At 71.2% G+C, this 17,709-nt stretch carries 18 protein-coding genes; 14 read left to right on the top strand and 4 right to left on the bottom strand.

The window, feature by feature from the left end; translation table 11 throughout:
- Positions 1-784: hypothetical protein (locus tag ISU07_RS18880; protein ID WP_194708378.1), on the top strand; the 784-nt coding region annotated here is incomplete at its 5' end.
- A gap of 59 nt (positions 785-843) precedes the next feature.
- Here the strand turns inward: ISU07_RS18880 and ISU07_RS18875 are convergent.
- A complete protein-coding gene (locus ISU07_RS18875) occupies positions 844-1,173 on the bottom strand; it encodes a nuclear transport factor 2 family protein (RefSeq protein WP_194708377.1) in 330 nt (109 codons plus the stop codon).
- Positions 1,174-1,224: 51 nt separating this feature from the next.
- Between ISU07_RS18875 and dop the strand changes: the two genes are divergently transcribed.
- The 4 genes from dop to prcA all read left to right on the top strand — a co-directional run bounded on the left by dop (position 1,225) and on the right by prcA (position 4,806).
- Entirely contained in the window at positions 1,225-2,736 is a 1,512-nt protein-coding gene (gene dop / locus ISU07_RS18870; RefSeq protein ID WP_194708376.1) for a depupylase/deamidase Dop, read from the top strand.
- Between the two features lie 182 nt (positions 2,737-2,918).
- On the top strand, positions 2,919-3,116 hold the full coding sequence (locus tag ISU07_RS18865; RefSeq protein WP_194708375.1) for a ubiquitin-like protein Pup: 198 nt from the start codon (positions 2,919-2,921) through the stop codon (positions 3,114-3,116).
- 53 nt (positions 3,117-3,169) lie between these two features.
- Positions 3,170-3,970 carry a proteasome subunit beta gene (gene prcB / locus ISU07_RS18860; RefSeq protein WP_194708393.1) on the top strand — a complete coding sequence of 267 codons (801 nt, stop codon included), beginning with the start codon at positions 3,170-3,172 and terminating at the stop codon, positions 3,968-3,970.
- Positions 3,967-4,806 (top strand): proteasome subunit alpha, encoded by an 840-nt coding sequence (prcA, locus tag ISU07_RS18855; RefSeq protein ID WP_194708374.1) that lies wholly within the window; start codon positions 3,967-3,969, stop codon positions 4,804-4,806. Before prcB ends, prcA begins: the two co-directional genes overlap by 4 nt.
- 86 nt (positions 4,807-4,892) lie before the next feature.
- Here prcA and ISU07_RS18850 read toward each other — a convergent pair whose 3' ends face one another.
- Positions 4,893-5,873, bottom strand: a complete 981-nt coding sequence (locus ISU07_RS18850; protein WP_194708373.1) for a hypothetical protein — start codon at positions 5,871-5,873, stop codon at positions 4,893-4,895.
- 101 nt (positions 5,874-5,974) lie between these two features.
- Here ISU07_RS18850 and pafA point away from each other — a divergent pair, with 101 nt between their 5' ends.
- From pafA to ISU07_RS18805, 9 genes are all read left to right on the top strand, one after another.
- Complete coding sequence (pafA, locus tag ISU07_RS18845) at positions 5,975-7,336, top strand: Pup--protein ligase (RefSeq protein ID WP_194708372.1); 1,362 nt, start codon at positions 5,975-5,977, stop codon at positions 7,334-7,336.
- Between the two features lie 82 nt (positions 7,337-7,418).
- Positions 7,419-8,375 (top strand): FKBP-type peptidyl-prolyl cis-trans isomerase, encoded by a 957-nt coding sequence (locus ISU07_RS18840; protein ID WP_194708371.1) that lies wholly within the window; start codon positions 7,419-7,421, stop codon positions 8,373-8,375.
- Positions 8,376-8,396: 21 nt separating this feature from the next.
- The gene (locus ISU07_RS18835) at positions 8,397-9,395 is read left to right on the top strand and encodes a helix-turn-helix transcriptional regulator (protein WP_323742707.1); all 999 of its coding nucleotides are present in this window, start codon (positions 8,397-8,399) and stop codon (positions 9,393-9,395) included.
- Positions 9,392-10,420: a helix-turn-helix transcriptional regulator gene (locus tag ISU07_RS24920; RefSeq protein ID WP_194708370.1), complete on the top strand. Its 1,029-nt coding sequence runs from the start codon at positions 9,392-9,394 to the stop codon at positions 10,418-10,420. The genes ISU07_RS18835 and ISU07_RS24920 overlap by 4 nt, the downstream gene beginning before the upstream one ends.
- Before the next feature lie 49 nt (positions 10,421-10,469).
- Positions 10,470-10,778 (top strand): twin-arginine translocase TatA/TatE family subunit, encoded by a 309-nt coding sequence (tatA, locus tag ISU07_RS18825; RefSeq protein ID WP_228522172.1) that lies wholly within the window; start codon positions 10,470-10,472, stop codon positions 10,776-10,778.
- Positions 10,779-10,806: 28 nt separating this feature from the next.
- A complete protein-coding gene (gene tatC / locus ISU07_RS18820) occupies positions 10,807-11,649 on the top strand; it encodes a twin-arginine translocase subunit TatC (RefSeq protein ID WP_228522171.1) in 843 nt (280 codons plus the stop codon).
- Positions 11,649-12,032, top strand: a complete 384-nt coding sequence (locus ISU07_RS18815; RefSeq protein ID WP_194708369.1) for a hypothetical protein — start codon at positions 11,649-11,651, stop codon at positions 12,030-12,032. The genes tatC and ISU07_RS18815 overlap by 1 nt, the downstream gene beginning before the upstream one ends.
- Before the next feature lie 21 nt (positions 12,033-12,053).
- Positions 12,054-12,923, top strand: a complete 870-nt coding sequence (locus tag ISU07_RS18810) for a diacylglycerol kinase (RefSeq protein WP_194708368.1) — start codon at positions 12,054-12,056, stop codon at positions 12,921-12,923.
- A complete protein-coding gene (locus tag ISU07_RS18805; RefSeq protein WP_194708367.1) occupies positions 12,920-15,712 on the top strand; it encodes a DEAD/DEAH box helicase in 2,793 nt (930 codons plus the stop codon). The genes ISU07_RS18810 and ISU07_RS18805 overlap by 4 nt, the downstream gene beginning before the upstream one ends.
- A gap of 1 nt (position 15,713) precedes the next feature.
- Here the strand turns inward: ISU07_RS18805 and ISU07_RS18800 are convergent, their stop codons facing one another.
- Positions 15,714-16,712: a carboxypeptidase regulatory-like domain-containing protein gene (locus ISU07_RS18800; RefSeq protein WP_194708366.1), complete on the bottom strand. Its 999-nt coding sequence runs from the start codon at positions 16,710-16,712 to the stop codon at positions 15,714-15,716.
- Positions 16,713-16,772: 60 nt separating this feature from the next.
- Positions 16,773-17,702, bottom strand: a complete 930-nt coding sequence (locus tag ISU07_RS18795; protein WP_323742706.1) for a 5'-3' exonuclease — start codon at positions 17,700-17,702, stop codon at positions 16,773-16,775.
- Positions 17,703-17,709 lie beyond the last annotated feature (7 nt).

Raw genomic sequence — 17,709 nt, 5'->3', positions numbered from 1 at the left:
TGGGAACTTCGTGTGTTCGTTCCCCGACGGACCCGCCTCCTCGACGGTGTCGGTGCAGGTCAAGGACTCCGATGACGCGGCCAGCATCACCGCCACCCAGACCGTCACGGTCAGCAACGTGGCGCCGACGGTGAGCTCGGTGACGATGTCGGGCATTGACCCCGTGACTGGCAACGCGACTCTGACCGCGGCGTTCGTTGACCCAGGAGCAGACTCGTTCGGGGGGAGCGGTTTCGCTGCCACCTACGGAAGCAGTTCGGCATACCCTGGCCCTGCGACGGTGACTGGACGCACGATGACGGCACAGGTGAATTTGCCGCGCGGATGCTTCACCTACACAGTCACGGCCACCGTGATCGATGACGACGGTGCGAGCGGCAGCAAGTCCGCTAGTTCCGGGAGCACTACGGACATCTACCAGGTCGGCTTCAAGGATCCCATCCGTGACAACGAGCGCAACATCGCCAAGTACGGCAACGTCGTCCCGGTCAAGGTCCTGCTCTCGAGCTCCTGCTCCGGTGCCGCCGTCACGACGGTGTCCCTGTACCTGACGATCGTGCAAGGAAATGTCACCGACGATGCCATCGACGACAGCCCGAATATCGTCGTGGATAGCGTCAGCAATGCCGACAGCGGTACCCAGATGCGCACGTCCGGGGGCATGTACATGTACAACCTCAGCACGAAGGGCCTGACGCAGGGTCAGGACTACACCCTGCGGGTTCGTAGCGGCAGCGCGACAGGTCCTGTGATCCTCAAGGCGCTGCTCCAGCCGAAGAAGTAGCCGCCGGATCGGGTCGGCGGCGCCATCGCCGCCGGCCCGGTTTGTCGCGTCGGGAGCCCTCAGGCCAGCATCGCGACGCGGGTGATGAGCCCGTCGACGACGTGGTAGGCGACCAGCACCTCGCGGACCTCGCCGCCGCGCGAGACCCGCTCGTGGTCGACGATCCACTCTCCGGAGGCGAGGCGACCGAGGATCTCGGCGGTGAGGTCGGGGGAGGCGTCGAACAGGGCGCCGTACTCCTCACGGATGCTCTCGCTGCCCTGCATGATCGCCCGCCCGGACGCGTCGGTGATGACCACCTCCGGGGCGTACGACGCGACGAAGGCATCGATGTCGCGCGCGTTGTAGGCGTCGACCTGGGCCTGCACCGGGTCGATGACCGAATCCATCAATCAGCCTTCCGATCGGGGGGAAATGGACGAGCGTCGTAGGCTCTACGGGTGAGCGTACGGCGGGTGATGGGCACGGAGGTCGAGTACGGCGTGACCGTGCAAGGCCAGCCCATGGCCAACCACATGGTGGCCTCCTCGCAGGTGGTCAACGCCTACGCGTCCGCGACCGCGAAGGCGCGCCGCGCGCGCTGGGACTTCGAGGAGGAGTCGCCGCTGCGCGACGCCCGCGGGTTCGACATGTCGCGCCAGGTCGCCGACCCCAGCCAGCTCACCGACGAGGACATGGGCCTGGCCAACGTGATCCTCACCAACGGCGCGCGGCTGTACGTCGACCACGCCCACCCGGAGTACTCCACGCCCGAGGTCACCACCCCGCGCGACATCGTGCTGTGGGACAAGGCCGGCGAGCAGGTGATGCTCGACGCGTCGCGGATGGCGGCGCTGGTCCCGGGCACGCAGCCGATCCACCTCTACAAGAACAACACCGACAACAAGGGGGCGTCGTACGGCGCCCACGAGAACTACCTGATGCGGCGCTCGACGCCGTTCGGCGACATCGTGCGGCACCTGACGCCGTTCTTCGTGTCGCGGCAGGTCGTGTGCGGCGCCGGCCGTGTCGGCATCGGCCAGGACGGCCGCGAGCACGGCTACCAGATCAGCCAGCGCGCCGACTACTTCGAGGTCGAGGTCGGGCTGGAGACGACGCTCAAGCGGCCGATCATCAACACCCGCGACGAGCCGCACGCGGACCCGGAGAAGTACCGCCGTCTGCACGTGATCATCGGCGACGCCAACCTGGCCGAGGTGTCGACGTACCTCAAGGTCGGCACCACCGCGCTGGTGCTGGCGATGATCGAGGACAAGTTCATCACCCGCGACCTCGGCGTCGACTCGCCCGTCGCGTCGCTGCGCGCGGTCTCGCACGACACCTCGCTCAAGCACCTGCTGACCCTCGAGGACGGCCGCAAGCTGACCCCGGTCGAGCTGCAGCTGGAGTTCCTGGACCTCGCCCGCAAGTATGTCGAGGACCGGTACGGCGACGACGCCGACGCGCAGACCAAGGACGTGCTCACCCGCTGGGAGTCAGTGCTCGGTCGCCTGGAGCGCGACCCGATGCTGTGCGCGAAGGAGCTCGACTGGGTCGCGAAGCTGTCGCTGCTGGAGCAGTACCGCTCGCGCGACGGCCTCGAGTGGAGCAACGCCAAGCTCCAGCTGATCGACTACCAGTACTCCGACATCCGCCCCGAGAAGGGCCTCTACCAACGGCTCGTCGGCATGGGCCGGATCGAGCGACTGCTGGAGGACTCCGAGGTCGAGCGGGCCATGCACGAGCCCCCCGAGGACACCCGCGCCTACTTCCGCGGCCGGTGCCTGGAGAAGTACGCCGACTCGGTCGCCGCCGCGTCATGGGACTCGGTCATCTTCGACCTCCCCGGCCGCGAGTCCCTCCAGCGCGTCCCGACCATCGACCCGTTGCGCGGTTCGAAGGCGCACGTCGGCGAGCTGATCGACCGCTGCGAGACCGCCTCCCAGCTCTTCAACGAGCTCACCCACGGCTGACCTGGTTGGTGGTCGAGCCGGGAGGCCGGCCACGGCCGACCGTGTCGAGACCCGGCGAGACTCACGCGGTCTCGACACGGGCTCGCCCAGGGGCTCGCCCGGCTGGACCACCACGAGGCGCGCGTGTTCGCGTGTGGCGAATCTGTCGCTGTCGGCCCAGGGTGCGGCGCTAGGGTCGAGCCATGGCCCAGGAGCAGAAGCAGCCGAAGAAGAGCAGTGAGGAGGTCACCCAGGACGAGGTGGCCCCCGAGAGCGACGTCGCCGAGCGCAAGGAAGCCCTCGACGACGACGTCGACGCGATCCTCGACGAGATCGACGAGGTGCTGGAGTCCAACGCCGAGGACTTCGTGAAGTCGTTCATCCAGAAGGGCGGCCAGTGAGCTTGTCCGCGAGCGATCCGTTCGGGTCCAGCGCGCGCATCCCGGCGTCGTACATGGTGCCCGGCACGTCCTCCTTCTCCGACTTCCTGGCCGGCCAGGCGCCCGACCTGCTCCCGTCGCGCCGCTCGCTGCCGGCCGGGCAGGCCGTCGACCTGGCTCCGCACGGCACCACGATCGTGGCGGCGACGTTCCCCGGCGGCGTGGTGATGGCCGGTGACCGGCGCGCGACGATGGGCAACGTCATCGCGCAGCGCGACATCGAGAAGGTCTTTCCGGCCGACGAGTTCTCCGCCGTCGGCATCGCCGGATCCGCCGGCATCGCGGTGGAGATGGTGCGGCTGTTCCAGACCGAGCTCGAGCACTACGAGAAGATCGAGGGCACCACGCTCTCCATGGCCGGCAAGGCCAACCGGCTGGCGGCACTGATCCGCTCGAACCTCGGGATGGCGATGCAGGGCCTCGCCGTCGTCCCGCTGTTCGCGGGCTTCGACCACGCGACCGGCGGCGGCCGGATCTTCTCCTACGACGTGACCGGCGGTCGGTACGAGGAGAGTGCCTTCCACTCCGTCGGGTCCGGCTCGGTGTTCGCGCGGGGCTCGCTGAAGAAGCTCTACCGCGACGACCTCTCCGACGGCGACTGCGTGGTGGCCGTCGTCCAGGCCCTGTACGACGCCGCGGACGACGACTCGGCGACCGGCGGGCCCGACCTGACCCGGCGCATCTTCCCCGTCGTCCACGTGATCACCGCCGACGGCGGCCGGCGGCTGCCCGACGCCGACGTGGCCGACGTGGCCGACCGGGTCATCAGCGGCCGGATGCAGCGTCCCGACGGACCCCAGGCGGGCCTCTCATGAGCATGCCGTTCTACGTCTCGCCCGAGCAGCTGATGAAGGACCGGGCCGACTACGCCCGCAAGGGCATCGCCCGCGGCCGGTCCGTGGTGGCCGTCCAGTACGCCGACGGCGTGCTGTTCGTCTCCGAGAACCCGTCCCAGGCCCTGCACAAGGTGTCCGAGATCTACGACCGGATCGCCTTCGCTGCGGTGGGACGGTACAACGAGTTCGAGAACCTCCGGATCGCCGGCGTACGCCTGGCCGACATGCGCGGCTACTCCTACGACCGCCGCGACGTCACCGGCCGCGGCCTGGCCAACGCCTACGCCCAGACGCTCGGCACGATCTTCTCCAGCGGCGGCGAGAAGCCCTACGAGGTGGAGCTGTTCGTCGCCGAGATCGGTGATGCCCCCGAGGACGACCAGATCTACCGGCTGACGTACGACGGCCAGGTCGCCGACGTCCACAACTACGCCGTGATGGGCGGCGCGGCGGACGTCGTGGCGGCGTACCTGGAGGAGCGCTACGCCCCCGGTGAGTCCCTCGACGACGCCATCCGCCTCGCGGTGTCGGCCCTCGGCCACACCGAGGAGGGCGATCGGGTGATCCCGGCCGAGGACCTCGAGGTCGCGGTGCTCGACCGGACCCGCTCGCAGCCGCGCAAGTTCCTACGGATCCTTCCGGCGCGCCTGACTCAGCTGCTCGGCGACCGTGGCCCCAGCGAGCCGAACCCGGAGCCGGAGGTCGAGTCGTCGGTGCCGGCGCACGCGGCGAGCGGTGCCGAGGGCCCGCCCTCGCCCCCGCCCACCTCGACGGGCTCGGGCGACGACGACGCCCCCATCGCGCCGCCGGGCTGAACCTCGGCGTCGTTCCTGCCGCTTTGGCGTCGTTGCAACGACGCCGAACGTCAGGGATACCCGGTCGAGCGGGTATCGCGCCCCACTCACACCGCCAGGTCGACGGCGAGCGACGTCGGGTGCGGTACCCAGCCCTCCGACTCCTCCAGGCACCGGGACACGTCGGGGTGCTGGGCGAGGTGGTCGCGGTACCCGAGGTCGGACAGGGAGACGTGGTCGAAGCCCTGGTCGAGGAGGGCGCCCGACAGCGCGACGGTGACGCCGTCGGAGACCAGGAGGCCGTGCACGCAGCGGGCGGGCACCCGCCGGCGCAGCGTGTACACGTGCCGCATCAGCCGGTCCAGGGCCGGCGTGTCCACGCACGAGGCCGCCAGCGCGACGGCCACCAGGTCGCCGGCGGCGACCCGGCCGAGCGACCGCGTGGCCAGACCCACCAGGTCGACGGTCGAGCGGGCGTCGAGGGGCACGCGCGACCCCACGTACCGCCCCCCGGACGGCGCGAAGGAGAGGGCGTACCCGAACGGCTCCAGCCGCCCCGGCCCGGACTCCAGCCAGGCGGACACCGCCGACACCGGGCCGAGCGGCGCGACGACGTACCCGCGCCGCACGCCCGCCACGTCCGGCCCGTAGCTGCCCAGCCAGTGCTGCAGCCGTGCCTCCTCGTGCCCGCGCTCGGACGACGGGAAGCGCCAGCGCCGCTGCAGCTCGGTGAGCAGGTCCACCCGGCCGCGGACGGGAAAGGTGTCGAGCGTGTACGACGGCAGCCGGAGCAGCGCCTCGAGCTTGGCCCGGTTGCCCACGTCGTCCCAGTAGCAGAAGGCGGCGGGCCGGTCGTCGGGGTGCCGTGCGCGGACGTGCTCCGACAGCGCGCGGAAGACGGGGTGGTCAGGGGAGCCGAGGTACAGCGGCGGCGCCAGCACGAACGTCCCCGCGGTCACCCAGCCGTCCACGACCCGGTGCAGGTCCGCCAGCCGCTCGGCCACGGTCGTCGCGGGCAGGAACCACTGCGCGGCGAGCTCGTGGACGACCCACGGCGGCTCGACGCTCAGCGGGCTGGCGACGCTCATCGTTCCATGCTGCGCCTGTCCGGACGGGCAGGAGACAGTTCCCGCAACACCGCCGGACCGGTGTGGACCACTGACGTGCACCGGCGCCGTAGGCTGACCTCGTGGACCGGCGGATCTTCGGCATCGAGAACGAGTACGGCGTCACGTGCACGTTCAAGGGCCAGCGCCGCCTGAGCCCCGACGAGGTCGCCCGGTACCTCTTCCGGAAGGTCGTCAGCTGGGGCCGCAGCAGCAACGTCTTCCTGCGCAACGGCGCCCGCCTGTACCTCGACGTGGGCAGCCACCCCGAGTACGCCACGCCCGAGTGCGACGACATCGCCGAGCTGGTCACCCACGACAAGGCGGGGGAGCGGGTGCTCGAGGGGCTGCTCCTCGACGCCGAGCAGCGCCTCCACGACGAGGGCATCGCCGGGGAGATCTACCTCTTCAAGAACAACACCGACTCGGCCGGCAACTCCTACGGCTGCCACGAGAACTACCTGGTCAGCCGCTCGGGCGAGTTCAGCCGGCTGGCCGACGTGCTCATCCCGTTCCTGGTGACCCGCCAGATCATCGTCGGGGCCGGCAAGGTCACCCAGACCCCGCGCGGGGCGTCGTACGCCGTGTCGCAGCGCGCCGAGCACATCTGGGAGGGCGTCTCCAGCGCGACCACCCGGAGCCGGCCGATCATCAACACCCGCGACGAGCCGCACGCCGACGCCGAGAAGTACCGCCGCCTGCACGTCATCGTCGGCGACTCCAACATGAGCGAGACCACCACGATGCTCAAGGTGGCCTCCTGCGACCTGGTGCTGCGGATGATCGAGGAGGGCGTGGTGATGCGCGACCTCACGCTCGAGAACCCCATCCGCGCGATCCGCGAGATCTCCCACGACATGACCGGACGGCGGACGGTCCGGCTGGCCAACGGCCGCGAGGCCAGCGCCCTCGACATCCAGCAGGAGTACCTCGGCAAGGCGCGGCAGTTCGTCGACCGCCGCGAGATCTCCACGCCGATCATCGAGCAGGCCCTGGACCTCTGGGAGCGCGGCCTCAAGGCCGTGGAGTCCGACGACCTCGGCCTCGTGGACCGCGAGATCGACTGGGTCATCAAGTGGAAGCTGATCGAGCGCTACCGCGCCAAGCACGGCCTGCCGCTCGGCCACCCGCGGATCGCCCAGCTCGACCTGGCCTACCACGACATCCACCGCGGCCGCGGCCTCTACTACCTGCTGGAGAAGCGCGGCGCGGTCGCGCGCGTCACCTCCGACCTGAAGATCTTCCAGGCCAAGTCGGTGCCGCCGCAGACCACGCGCGCGCGCCTGCGGGGCGAGTTCATCCGCAAGGCCCAGGAGCGCCGTCGCGACTTCACCGTCGACTGGGTGCACCTCAAGCTCAACGACCAGGCCCAGCGCACGGTGCTCTGCAAGGACCCGTTCCGCGCGTACGACGAGCGCGTGCAGCGCCTCATCGACGGGATGTGAGGCGGAAGGCGACCCGTGTCCGGCCCCCGGATAGGGTGACCGGGCACTTCGCCGAGACCCCGAACCCTGAGGTACCCCTGTGTTGCGTTTCCGACGACTGGCGCTCACCCGCGTGCTGGCCGCCCCGTTGCTGCTGTCCCTGCTCACGATGGGGCTCGCCGCGTGCGGCGACGACACGGGAGCCGATGCCGCCTCCGGCGGCGGGCTGGACACCGTGACGATCGAGGGCGACATCGGGAGCTCGCCGAAGGTCACCTTCGACGGCAGGGTCGAGGTGTCGAAGGTGGAGACCAAGACGCTCATCACCGGTGACGGGCCGGAGCTGGGCGCGGACGACGAGGTGCTCGCCCACCTCTGGATCGGCAACGGGTTCAGCCAGCAGAAGGCGCTGGACACCTACGAGGAGAAGAAGCCCGAGCTGATCACGATCAACGACCAGGTCGGCAAGGTCTTCCGCGACGCCATCGAGGGGCAGACGGTCGGCTCGCGCGTCGCCGTGGCCGCGCCCGCGAAGGACGCGTTCGGCGAGGGCGGCAACCCGACGCTGGGCATCGGCAACGCGGACAGCGTGATCATCGTGATCGACCTGGTCAGCGACGTGCTCGACGGCCCGCACGGCACCGACAAGGACGCCCCGGACTGGACGCCCGAGATCGTCACGAAGGACGACGTGCCGACCGGCTTCGACTTCAGCGGCACGCCGGAGCCCTCCAAGCGGCTGCGGATCGCGCCGCTGGTGCAGGGCGACGGCGCCACCGTGAAGAAGGGCCAGACCATCGTCGTCGACTACCTGGGTGAGGTGTACGGCGGCACGGCGCCGTTCGACGAGAGCTTCTCCAAGACGCCCGCGTCCTTCCAGATCGGCGTGGGGGCCGTGGTGAAGGGCTGGGACCAGGCCCTCGTCGGGCGTGCGGTCGGCAGCCGGGTGCTGCTCGCCATCCCGCCGGACCTCGGCTACGGCGACAAGGGCAACAAGGACGCCGGCATCAAGGGCACCGACACGCTGTACTTTGTCGTCGACATCCTGGCCGCGGGCTGACCTCTGCAGCAGGGTGGACCAGTGACGGGAACGACGGCGGGGGACCCGCAGGCGGCGACGAGCCGGAAGAGCGAGCGCCTGCTCAACCTGCTCATCATGCTGCTGGTCCAGCGCCACTACGTCCCGAAGGAGCGGATCCGCGCGATCCTGTACCCCGACTCCAGCCGCGACGCCTTCGAGAAGATGTTCGAGCGCGACAAGGAGGAGCTGCGCAGCCTCGGCGTCCCGATCGAGGTGGGCAGCATCGACCCCCTCTTCGACGACGAGCCGGGCTACCGGATCTCGCCGGACGAGTTCGCGCTCCCCGACATCCGGCTGGCGGCCGACGAGGCGGCCGTCGTCGGCCTGGCGACGCGGGTGTGGGAGCACGCGCGGCTCGCCGAGGCGACGACCGACGCCGTCCGCAAGCTGACCGCGGCCGGGGTCGAGGTCGACGTCTCGGCCCTCGACCTCGTGGAGCCGCGGCTGACCGCGGACGAGCCCGCGTTCGACGTCTTCTGGGACGCCACCCAGGCACGCCAGGCCGTCGAGTTCGACTACCGGCGCCCCGGGTACCAGGAGCCGCTGCGCCGCCACCTGCAGCCCTGGGGTGTGGTCCGGCACGCCGGCCGCTGGTACGTCGTGGGCCTCGACACCGACCGCGGCGAGGAGCGGGTCTTCCGCCTCTCCCGCGTGGTGGGGGACGCCCGCCGGACCGGTACGACGGCGTCCTACGCCATCCCGGACGGCATTGACCTGCGCGAGACCACCCGCCGTCTCGCTCCGCCGCCCTCGGTCGTGGAGGCGACGCTGCTGGTCCGCAAGGGTGCCGGCGCGACGCTGCGCCGGGCGGCCGCGGCTGTCGAGACCGACGTCACGGGCCCCGACAGCGAGAGCCCCTGGGACCGTGTCGTGATCCGGCGCGACCGGCTGGCCGAGGAGCTGCTGGCCCTCGGACCGGACGTGGTCGTGGAGTCCCCGCCCGAGCTGCGCGAGGAGATCGTGGCCCGGCTGGAGGCCACGGTGGAGGCGCGCCCGTGAAGAGCTCCCCGAAGACCGCTGCCAGCGGCGCCAAGGACCAGGTGGCCCGCCTGCTCACCCTCGTGCCGTACCTGCACTCGCACCCGCAGGTGCGGCTCGACCAGACCGCTGCGGCGGTCGGCAGCACCCCCGAGCAGGTGGTCAAGGACCTGGCCGTGCTGTTCATGTGCGGGCTCCCGGGCGGCTTCCCGGACGACCTGATCGACGTCGACCTGGAGGCCCTGGAGGACCCCGACAACCCCGAGGGCGGTCTGCGGCTCGAGGGCGTCATCCGCGTCTCGAACGCCGACTACCTGGCCCGCCCGCTGCGGCTGAGCCCGACCGAGGCGTCGGCCATCATCGTCGCGCTGCGCGCCATGCGGGGGAGCGCGGGCGAGGAGACCCGCGAGATCGTGGACCGGGCCCTGTCCAAGCTCGAGGCCGCCGCGGCGGCGCAGATCGGCAGCACCCCGCTCGTGGAGCCGGGTGACGACGACGACACCGCCCTGGCCCGGCTGCGTGCCTCGCTCGAGGGCGCGGTCGATCGCGGCCGGCAGGTCCGGCTCACCTACTACGTCCCGGCCCGCGACGAGGAGTCCGAGCGGGTCGTCGACCCGAGGGGCGTGGTCACGTCCGGCGGCGTGGCGTACCTCGACGCCTGGTGCCACAGCGCCGAGGCGCCCCGGTTGTTCCGCCTGGACCGGATCCACGAGGCCGACGTGCTCGACTCGCCCGTCGAGACCGCACCCGAGCCGCCGCGGGACCTGTCCGACGGGCTGTTCGAGCGCTCCCAGGAGACGACCCTCGTGACCCTGGCCATCCAGCCGCAAGCACGCTGGGTGGTCGAGTACTACCAGGTCGAGGCGGTGCGCCCGCTGCCCGACGGTGCCCTCGAGGTGGACATGCTGGTGGCCGACGAACGGTGGCTGCGCCGGCTGCTGATGAGGCTCGCCCCGTACGCTCGGGTGGTCGCACCTCCGGAGCTCGACGCGGACTTCCGGGCGACGGCGCGGCGAACTCTGGACCTGTACCGGTCCGGCGCCTGACCAAACCGGCGTAGACTCGGCTGCGAACCACACCAACGTGAGGAACTCCATGAACCTGCCTGTGATGCTGCCCCAGATCGCGGGCCTCGGCCCCGGCGAGATCGCTCTCATCCTGGCCGTCCTGGTCCTGCTCTTCGGCGCGTCCAAGCTGCCGGAGCTGGCCCGCGGGAGCGGCCGTGCCCTGCGGATCTTCAAGGCCGAGACCAAGGGCCTCATGGACGACGACGACGAGGACGTGAAGCCCCAGCGTTCCCCGGAGCAGCGCGAGATCCAGGCGAACCCACCCACCCTGGACGCCGAGACGGAGCGACGGGCCGCCGAGCGACGCGCGGCCGAGCACCGCGACGACCCGGCCTGACCTGCACCCCGCAGGGAGGTAGCCCGCCTTGTCCAGCGCCGGCTGGGTCTTCGACCTCTTCCGGGGCAAGCCGAAGTACGCCGTCGGCCCCGACGGCCGGATGGCCCTCACCGACCACCTGAGGGAGGTCCGGGCCCGGCTGTTCCGCTCCGCCCTGGTGCTGGTGGCCGCGTTCATCGCGGCCCTGTTCTTCTACGACCAGCTGCTGAACGTCGTCGCCGCGCCCTACCGCGACGCCGTGAGCACGCTCCAGGGGGAGAACTCCGAGCTGGTGGCCAACGGCATCAGCGCCGGCCTGATGCTCCAGCTCAAGCTGTGCGGGGTGGCGGCGATCGTCGTGTCCGCGCCCTACTGGCTCTACCAGATCTGGGCGTTCATCGTCCCGGGGCTGCACGCCCACGAGAAGAAGTGGTCGCGGGTGGTCGCGGCCATCGCCGGACCGCTCTTCTTCGCCGGCGTCGCGCTGGGCTACTACATCCTGCCCAAAGGCTTGTCGGTGCTGATCGCGTTCGTCCCCGACGACGTGCAGAACCTCGTGGACTTCGGCGCCTACTTCTCCTTCGTCACCCGGATGCTGCTGATCTTCGGCGTCGCGATGGAGATCCCCTTCTTCGTGATCCTGCTGAACCTCGCCGGCATCGTCTCCGGCAAGGCGCTGGGTCGCTATCGGCCGTGGATCGTGATCGGCACGTTCGTGTTCGCGGCCGTGGCGACGCCGTCGACCGACCCGTTCTCGATGCTGATGCTGGCCATCCCGCTGCTGATCCTGTTCATCATCGCCGAGATCGTCGCGCGGCTGGTGGACCGGTCCCGCGGACGTGGGCAGAACAGCACCGACCAGTGGAGCGACGACGAGGCGTCCCCGATCTGATGACCCGTGAAGTCGACCCGTTCGACCTGCCGGAGTGGCTGGGGCAGAGCGAGGTGACCTGGTCGCCCGACGGCGGCGTCCACGACACCCACCTCGTCGCCGGATCGCTGTCGGCGCCCGGCCATGAGGCGCTGCCCTGCGACCTGCTGGCGGTCGACGAGGCCTACCCCAAGCCGGTCGCCGACGACGACCGCCGGCACCAGACCCACCAGCGCTGGCGGCACGGACAGGTCCTGCTGCTGACCTGCGACGACCGGCTGACCCTGGCCGTGCCCGGCACGTCGTTCTCGGCCGAGCTGGTGATGGAGACGCTGGCGCGACTGGCCAAGGCGGTCGGCGGGTCGCCCGAGTCGTTCTCGGTGCTGCTGCGCCTCGGCGGCTAGTCGTCTGGATAGTGTCGGGGCGTGCGTGAGATCGCCCTGCTCACCAACCCCACGTCGGGCAGGGGCAAGGGCGGGCGGGTGCGGGACGCCGCGCTGGCGCGCCTGCGGGCCGGAGGCCTGGTCGTGCGCAACCTCGCCGGCCGGGACGCGGACGAGGCGCTGGACCTGGCGGGACAGTGCGTGGCCGACGGGGTGGACGCCCTGGTGGTCTGCGGTGGTGACGGCATGGTGCACCTCGGCGTGCAGGCGGTCGCCGGCACCGGCACGGCGCTCGGGATCATCCCGGCCGGCACCGGCAACGACGTCGCGCGGTACTTCGACCTGCCGCGCACGGACGTCGACGCCGCCGCCGACCTCGTGCTCGCCGGGAGGACGCGGACCGTCGACCTGGCGCGCTCCGGCGGGCGGTACTTCGTGACGGTGATGGCCGCCGGGTTCGACGCGGTCGTCAACGAGCGCGCGAACCGGATGACCTGGCCCAGGGGCCAGATGCGCTACAACATCGCCACCCTGGCCGAGCTGCGGACCTTCAGGCCGCTGTCCTACACGCTGGACCTCGACGGTGAGCAGAGGCGCCTCGAGGCGATGCTGGTGGCGATCGGCAACGGGCCGTCGTTCGGCGGCGGGCTGCGGATCACCGAGGGCGCCTTGCTCGACGACGGCATGCTGGACGTGGTGATCATCAAGCCGATGTCGAAGGCGGGCCTGATCCGCACCTATCCCAAGCTGTTCAAGGGCACTCACGTGACGCACCCGCAGTACGAGCACCACCGCGTGCGGTCGGTGACCGTCGCCGCACCGGGGATCGTGGCGTACGCCGACGGCGAGCGGTTCGGCGCCCTGCCGGTAACGGTGGACTGCGTCCCCGGGGCGCTGACGGTCCTGGCATGACTGGTCTCTCCCCGGCGGAGAAGTACGCGTCGTACGCCTCCGACAAGAAGCGCCCGGTGCTGCGCGACTTCGCCGCGGCGTACCCGTTCGCGCTCGACGGCTTCCAGGTCGAGGCCTGCCGGCGGATCGAGGACGGCCACGGCGTGCTGGTGGCCGCGCCGACGGGTTCGGGCAAGACGCTGGTGGGCGAGTTCGCCGTGCACCTGGCGCTGGCGACGGGGCGGAAGTGCTTCTACACCACGCCGATCAAGGCGCTCTCGAACCAGAAGTTCCACGACCTGGTCGACCGCTACGGCCCGGACAAGGTCGGGCTGCTGACCGGTGACAACGTCGTGAACGGCGAGGCGCCGGTGGTCGTGATGACCACCGAGGTGCTGCGGAACATGCTGTACGCCGGCTCGCGCACCCTCCTGGGCCTCGGGTTCGTGGTGATGGACGAGGTGCACTACCTCGCCGACCGCGCCCGCGGGGCGGTGTGGGAGGAGGTGATCATCCACCTGCCGGAGTCGGTGTCGCTGGTGTCGCTGTCGGCGACGGTGTCGAACGCCGAGGAGTTCGGCGAGTGGCTGCAGACGGTGCGCGGGGACACCGCGACGATCGTGGAGGAGCGGCGTCCGGTCCCGCTGTACCAGCACGTGATGGTGGGCAAACGCATGCTCGACCTGTTCGCGTCCTCCGACATCGACGCGGCGGCCGGGTTCGTGAAGGAGGGCGCACCCGTCAACGACGAGCTGGTCAAGCTCGCTCGCGACGACTGGGCGAGCTCGCGGATCCGCGACCGGCGGACACCGAAGGACCGCCGCGGCGGGCGCGGCAAGCCCGGCCAACGACGCCAGGTCGGCAACGGCCGCCGGATCTGGATCCCCAGCCGCGTCGACGTGGTGGACCGGCTGGACCGCGACGGCCTGCTGCCCGCGATCGTCTTCGTCTTCAGCCGGGTCGGCTGCGACGCGGCGGTGCAGCAGTGCGTCCAGGCCAACCTGCGGCTGACCACCCCGGACGAGCGCGACGAGATCCGCGAGTACGTCGAGGAGGCGACCGAGCACCTGCCGTCGGAGGACCGGCACGTGCTCGGGTACCACGACTTCCTCGAGGCGCTGACCCGTGGCATCGCCGCGCACCACGCGGGCATGCTCCCGGCGTTCAAGGAGGTCGTGGAGGAGCTGTTCACCCGCGGGCTGGTGAAGGCCGTGTTCGCCACCGAGACGCTCGCGCTGGGCATCAACATGCCCGCGCGGACCGTGGTGATCGAGAAGCTGGACAAGTGGAACGGCGAGACGCACGCCGACATCACGCCGGGGGAGTACACCCAGCTGACCGGACGCGCCGGCCGTCGCGGCCTCGACGTCGAGGGGCACGGCGTCGTGCTCTGGCAGCCCGGCATGAACCCGCGTGAGCTGGCCGGCCTCGCGTCCACCCGCACCTACCCGCTCCGATCGAGCTTCGCGCCGTCGTACAACATGGCGGTCAACCTGGTGCACCAGTTCGGCCGCGAGCGCGCCCGGGAGCTGCTGGAGCTGTCGTTCGCCCAGTTCCAGGCCGACAAGGCGGTCGTCGGGCTCGCTCGTCAGCTGCGCAAGGCCGAGGAGGCGCTGGACGGGTACGCCCAGGCGGCGGTCTGCGACCGCGGCGACTTCATGGAGTACGCCCGGATGCGACAGCGCATCTCCGAGCTGGAGAAGGGCGCCGCCAAGGCCCGGCGCGCCGACCGGCGCGAGGAGGCCGTCACGTCGCTGGAGGCGCTGCGACCCGGTGATGTGATCGAGGTACCCACCGGCAAGTTCGCCGGGTACGCCGTGGTGATCGACCCCGGTACGTCGGGGGAGGGTCCGCGCCCGCTGGTGCTGACCGCCGAGCGCCAGGCCCGCCGGCTGAGCATCACCGACTTCCCGACGCCGGTCGTCGCGCTCACCCGGCTGAAGGTGCCACGCAACTTCAGCAGCCGGAACCCGCAGATGCGCCGGGACCTGGCCTCGGCCCTGCGGTCGCGGACGCACGACCTCGCGCCCCCGCCCCCGGGGCGGCGTGCGTCGGCCGGCTCGGGCGGCGTCGACTCGTCGACGAACGGTGAGGTCGACCGGCTTCGCAAGGAGCTGAAGAGCCACCCCTGCCACGGCTGCCCGGACCGCGAGGACCACGCGCGGTGGGCGGAGCGGTGGTTCAAGCTGGACCGCGAGGCGCGGACCCTGCGCCGGCGGGTCGAGGAGCGCACCAACACGGTCGCCCGGCAGTTCGACCGGGTGTGCGAGGTGCTCACCGACCTGGACTACCTCGACGGCGAGACCGTCACCGAGCGCGGCCAGCGGCTGATGCGGCTCTACTCCGACATGGACCTGGTCACCGCCGAGGCGCTGCGCGCCGACGTCTTCGACGGCCTGTCGACCGCCGGGGTCGCGGCCGCCCTGTCCGTCCTCGTCTTCGAGGCCCGGCGACCCGACGACGACGCGCCGCGGGTGCCCGGCGGTCCGACCCGCCCGGTCATCGAGGAGCTGGTGCGCATCGCCGGCCGCGTGCAGGCGCTGGAGCGCCAGCACCGGCTCGACTTCACCCGACTGCCGGACCTCGGGTTCGCGTGGGCGACCTACCGCTGGGCCGAGGGCGACGACCTCGATGACGTCCTCGGTGCCACCGACCTCGCGGCCGGCGACTTCGTGCGCTGGGTCAAGCAGGTCATCGACCTCGCGGGCCAGGTCGCCGACGCCGCGGGTGCCGGTCCGGTCCGCGACGCCGCGCGCGACGTCGTACGGGCGCTGCGCCGGGGCGTGGTGGCCTACTCCGCGGTGGAGTGAGCTAGCGACGCACGCGGTCCGTCCGTGCCGACACCGCCTCGGTGTCGCTGTACCCGGGTGCCCGGGCGGTGACCAGGACGAGGAGGTGCTTGCCTCGCTGGTGCTCGGTCAGCCGGAGCCGCCGGTGCGTCGCCCCGGCGATGGGCCGGCCATCGGCGTACCACTGGAACGTGAGCGCCACCGAGACCGGCGTCCACCGGCCGGCGTGCGCGGTCAGCCGCCGTCCCACGCGGGGGGTGCCCTCGACGCTCGGCGCGACCCGGTTGACCACGGGAGCCGGCGGGAGGACGACAGGGGGGTCGGGGGCGCCGACGACGACGTCGAGCCCCGTCACCTGCTGGCCGACACCGATGGGCAGGGGAGTGGAGGTGAACAGGCTGGGCTGGTCGAGCCAGCACTCGAGCGCGACGGTCGAGTGGCTGCTGAACTCCAGGTGGTACGTCGCCGCGGGCAGGCGGTCGATCGTGTAGCGGCCGTCGGCGTCGGTGCTGCCGCCCTCGCGGGCCAGGATGTACCCGTTCAGCCCCGGGGACACGTAGAGCAGCACCTGGACCCCCGGCAGGGGCTTGCCGGCCGCATCGGTGAGCCGACCCGAGATCGAGGAGGCCGGCTCCAGCACCGCGTTCGCGCCACGGGTGACCTCGTACCGCGTCACGGGCACCCAGTCCCCGTCGGTGGTGCCGAGGGCGTCGTCGTAGTACTCCGAGGCGTAGGCGCCGTCCGGGTCGACGAAGCGCACCTTGTAGAAGTCGTTCTCCTGGAGGTCGTCGACGCGGTACCGGCCCCGCGAGTCGGTGAGGTCCTGGCCCACCACCTCGTCCCCGAAGCCGCGGTTGAAGACCACCTCCACCCGGATTCCGCGCAGCGGGGCATCCACCAGGGTGGTCACCCGGCCGGCGATGCTGCCGGGGTTGACCGTGGCGGTCGCCGGTGGGGCGCTGAGCGCCGATCCGAGGAGAACGGCGGGCAGGAGCAGGGCGAGAACGTGGCGTCGGGACATGGCAGGCCTCCTACTCGGTAGGACGCCCGACCGAGGACGGAGGTTCGCCGTCGAGCTCCCTCAGCCCGCCAACACGCCCACCAGGCGGTTGACCGGGCCCTCGAGGTTCAGCCTCTCCGCCAGCTGCGCCAGGACCTGCGGGTGGGCCGGGGCGCTGGGCAGCACCGCGTCGTACCGGCCGAGCTTGATGTCGGTGGCCACCTCGACGACCTGGGGCGCGACCTTGAGGTAGTCCTCGGCGGCGACGATCTTCTTGCGGGGGCTGGGCGCCATGTCGGAGTCGGGGTCCTCGGCGGCGGCGATGATGCCGCGCAGGTCGCCGTACTTCAGCAGCAGCGCCGACGCGGTCTTCTCCCCGACGCCCGGCACGCCGGGGAGGCCGTCGCTGGCGTCCCCGCGCATGGTGGCGAAGTCGGCGTACTGGCTGGGCAGGACGGCGTACTTCTCGACGACGACGTGGTCGGTGACGCGCTCGTGGTTGCCCACGCCGCGGGCGACGTAGAGGACGCGCACGCCCCGCTTGTCGTCGACGACCTGGAAGAGGTCGCGGTCGCCGGTGACCACGTCGACCGGCATGTCGGCCTGCGCGGCGAGGGAGCCGATGACGTCGTCGGCCTCGTAGCCGTCCTTGCCGAGCTTGCAGATGCCGAACGCCGCGAGCACTCCCTCGATGATGGGGACCTGGACCTCGAGCGGGTCGGGTACCTCCTCGACGTACGGGTGCGCCTCGTCCTTGACGACGTACTCGACCCGATGGCCCTTGTACGACGGGACGAGGTCGACGCGCCACTGCGGGCGCCAGTCGTTGTCCCAGGCGCAGACGAGGTGGGTGGGCCGGTACTGGCCGACCAGGCGGCTGATGAAGTCGAGCAGGCCGCGGACCGCGTTGACGGGCGTGCCATCGGCGGCGCTGATCTCCGGGACGCCGAAGAACGCCCGGAAGTACAGGCTGGCGGTGTCCAGGACCATCAACCGCTGGTCATTTTTCACCCGCGCA

It is taken from the genome of Nocardioides islandensis, from assembly GCF_015352455.1.
Lineage (GTDB): Bacteria > Actinomycetota > Actinomycetes > Propionibacteriales > Nocardioidaceae > Nocardioides > Nocardioides islandensis.
Note: the sequence above shows the minus strand (reverse complement) of the source record. Positions and strands in the feature narration are given on the sequence as shown.